2 protein-coding genes are annotated in these 1,924 nt (G+C 44.6%); one reads left to right on the forward strand and one right to left on the reverse strand.

Annotation, left to right across the window (positions count from 1 at the left end):
• Nucleotides 1–83: 83 nt before the first annotated feature.
• Nucleotides 84–632, reverse strand: a complete 549-nt coding sequence (locus tag F6K52_RS35825; RefSeq protein ID WP_293089893.1) for a hypothetical protein — start codon at nucleotides 630–632, stop codon at nucleotides 84–86.
• 102 nt (nucleotides 633–734) lie between these two features.
• Between F6K52_RS35825 and F6K52_RS35830 the strand changes: the two genes are divergently transcribed.
• Nucleotides 735–1,790 (forward strand): YihY/virulence factor BrkB family protein, encoded by a 1,056-nt coding sequence (locus F6K52_RS35830; protein ID WP_293089896.1) that lies wholly within the window; start codon nucleotides 735–737, stop codon nucleotides 1,788–1,790.
• The last annotated feature ends 134 nt before the right edge of the window (nucleotides 1,791–1,924 follow it).

A 1,924-nucleotide genomic window follows, 5' to 3' on the forward strand; every position in this document is an offset into this window, starting at 1 on the left:
ATCAACTATCAGCTATCAGCTATCAGCTATCAGCTATCAGCGAACAGCGATTAGCGCTAGGCGCACGCGTGCGCGTTCAGCTATCAGCCTTCATTATCGAAGCTGGGGAGATCGGGAGATGGGGTAGACTCAGCAGATGGGGTAGACTCCCTCACGGTAACCTCCTCTACTTGGGACGGTTCACTCTTTCTTTCCTTAGCCAGTTGCTCAACAGTATCACTAATCACAACGGTTAAGTTTTCCCGGGTTTCAGTATGGTTGGCTTGCTCAGTCTTTAAGGCATCGATTAAGCGATCGCGTTCTGCCATGACTGACTTAAGGGTTGCCCTTAATTCCTCAAGCGTTTGCAGTTGTTCCACATTCTGGTCAATACTCGATACCGTCTCCAGTTGATCTGATTTGAGTTGAAATCCGTCTTGTTGTAATTGTTGCAGTTGAGCCTTCAGAGTTTCAATTTGCTCTTGAGCCAGTTGGCTTTCTATACGCCGTTGCTGAGCTTCAGTATTATATAACTGACGCCAATGAGCTGCACTTTTATCCGCAGCCTGGCACTCTTTAATGCTATCGGCCAGCTGCTGCTTCAGTTCCTTGATTTGGGCTAACCATTCGGTAAGCGACCCATTGTTGCTCATCAACAACTACTCCATCGGCTATAGCACTAATAAAATTTAATCAAATTAAATCACGGTTGAGGGGGTCGGGTTAACGGTATAGTTTCAATAAAATAGTAAAGTGTGTCGATTAAATTACTGAACACTAATAATGGGCAAACTACGGGTAAAATTGGCAAATTAATTCATAGCAAGCCCCTGCTCTCACCAGAACCTATGCTATCTAAGCGTTTTTTTCGTTTCTTGCGTTTCTTTGGTTACCTGAATCTGGTAACCCTAAGGAAGACTTTCAACCGTGCGATGGAACGTCGCTTAATGGGTCTATCTGCTGAAATGGCATATAACGCCATGTTAGCGCTGTTTCCAGCAATTTTAGCAATTCTGACAGCGATTGGCTTGTTTGAATATTCCTTACAACTAACCTGGTACCAGCACTCTCCCGAGCTGAGTCAAGCGGCCCAGGAGCAAGCTCTGAAAATGATGAGCGAAGTGGGTCCGGCTCAGGCGGTGCAGCCAATCCAGGAATTTACCGAGCAAATTCACCTCAGCACCAATAGCAGTCTATTTTCCCTGAGTTTTATCGTAGCCATTTGGGTATCTTCTGGGGCCCTGAGTGCAGCGATGAATGCCCTTGATCACATCCACCACATCCCCCGAGAGCAACAACGACCCTTTTGGAAAGCTAAGTTGATTTCTCTGGGCTTAACCATGGGTAGTATCATACTGCTAGTGATTGCATCGTTTTTGGTATTTATCAGTCACTGGGTGCTAAAAACAGTCGTTGATACCAGTGGAGCTTCCATCTTGCTGACACTATGGAGTCTGTTGAGCTGGCCGGTAGCCCTGAGTATGGTGGCGGCATCCTTTGCCTTTATCTATCGCTACGGACCAAGCCGTTGGCAGCTAGGGACACCGATATTGCCAGGAGCAGTTTTAGCAGCCATTTCCTGGGCAGTGGCTTCAGGCTTGTTTCGGCACTACGTTACTGCCAATTTCAGCAATTACAACAAAGTCTATGGTACAGTAACAGCCGTAATTATCTTACAGCTTTGGCTTTACATGACTTCCCTGGTACTGTTATTGGGAGACCAGTTGAATGTGATAGTAGGAGAAGCAATGCAAGCATCCCATCGCAGACCTAGACCAATAAGAAAATTAGCCAAGGCCAAAAAACCATGATATTAGCTGAAACTTTAGAAGGCAGAATTAAGAATTAAGAATTAAGAATTAAGAATTAAGAATTAAGAATTGAGAATTAAGAATTAAGAATTAAGAATTAAGAATTCTGCCTTCTAGATTCTGGCTTCTAAATT

This window comes from Moorena sp. SIO3H5 (assembly GCF_010692395.1).
Taxonomy (GTDB): Bacteria; Cyanobacteriota; Cyanobacteriia; order Cyanobacteriales; family Coleofasciculaceae; genus Moorena.